Origin of the sequence: Hyphomonas oceanitis SCH89, from assembly GCF_000685295.1 — a bacterium.
GTDB classification, from domain to species: domain Bacteria; phylum Pseudomonadota; class Alphaproteobacteria; order Caulobacterales; family Hyphomonadaceae; genus Hyphomonas; species Hyphomonas oceanitis.
This window is the reverse complement of the sequence record NZ_ARYL01000123.1, coordinates 1-1109: the sequence shown is the minus strand read 5'-3', so window position 1 is coordinate 1109 and position 1109 is coordinate 1. Positions and strand designations below refer to the sequence as shown.

At 51.8% G+C, this 1109-nt stretch carries 1 protein-coding gene; it reads left to right on the top strand.

Going from position 1 to position 1109, the window contains the following annotated elements:
• Positions 1-670: 670 nt before the first annotated feature.
• Positions 671-1109 (top strand): multicopper oxidase domain-containing protein (locus HOC_RS20515; RefSeq protein WP_156950582.1); only part of this gene is annotated, 439 nt, incomplete at its 3' end.

Here is a 1109-nt window from a genome sequence, read left to right as displayed (position 1 = left end):
GATCAACCCTGATCGTTGCACTCAATGCGCTTCGACTTCTTGGATTCAAAGAGCGAAAATGGCCAGAGGCATGATGAGAGCTCGCACAAAATCTTTACGTGGACTGGCAGCGGCCCCGTCAAAACCAACCACGGCAAAAATCCGAACCTCGCTCCTGATCTATTTCAAAGCGGCGTTGGAGCTCCGGACATGCTGCTAGTTTCAAGACTTCTGCGTTGAGGAGTCGTCAGGTGATCGCCTCCCGCCCATCTCTTTTGTGAGTGGTGTATTCGATTTGACAAGATGGATTTCAACATTCAGCTGATCGGACAGGGTGCGGATCTGCAGACGATGCCGCAAGGACGAATTTTTTTCAATTAGATCTTGACCCTCCAGTGGCTATAGATTGCACAGTCCGAGTTTCGGTTCCTGGCCAAGACATCGCGCCATGGCCAAACGGTGTTTGAACGCCGGCGGCGCAGAGGAGATAAATTGTGAACAATGACCATTTGATGATGCGGGACCAATGGATGACGATGGATCCAATCGGCGGTTTATTGATGTTTCTGCTTATCGCTTTTCTTGTTTTAGGCAGCGCGGCCTTCGTCAAATTCTTGTTCTTCAACAAGAAGTAAAACCTTGTCGATCGGGCCGAGCGAGGCATAGGGACAACAAACAGAGGAGACAATCCATGTTTACCCGGAGAACAACGTTGTTTGGCCTGGCCGGAACATCGCTAGGCCTGGCGGGTTGCGGAGGCGAGGTGAATGGACAGGTCGAGGCCACGCGCGTCTCTGATCGAAACCTGCTTCAGGTGCCCGTTCTGTATGCCGGGCAAAAGAATGGTGCGATTACAGAATATGATCTGACGCTACAAAGCGGGCGTACGGCATTTTTTGATAACCAATTCATGCCGACCATAGGTATCAACCAATCCTATCTTGGCCCGACATTGGATATGGTAAATGGTGCCGACGTGCGCATGAATGTGACCAACACTTTGGAAGAGGATGCCACACTTCACTGGCACGGCTTCCACGTGCCTGCGCGATATGACGGGACGCCACATCAACGCATCGCACCAGGCGAAACCTGGACGGCGCAATTTCAGGTGCGCCAGAAACCTTCCT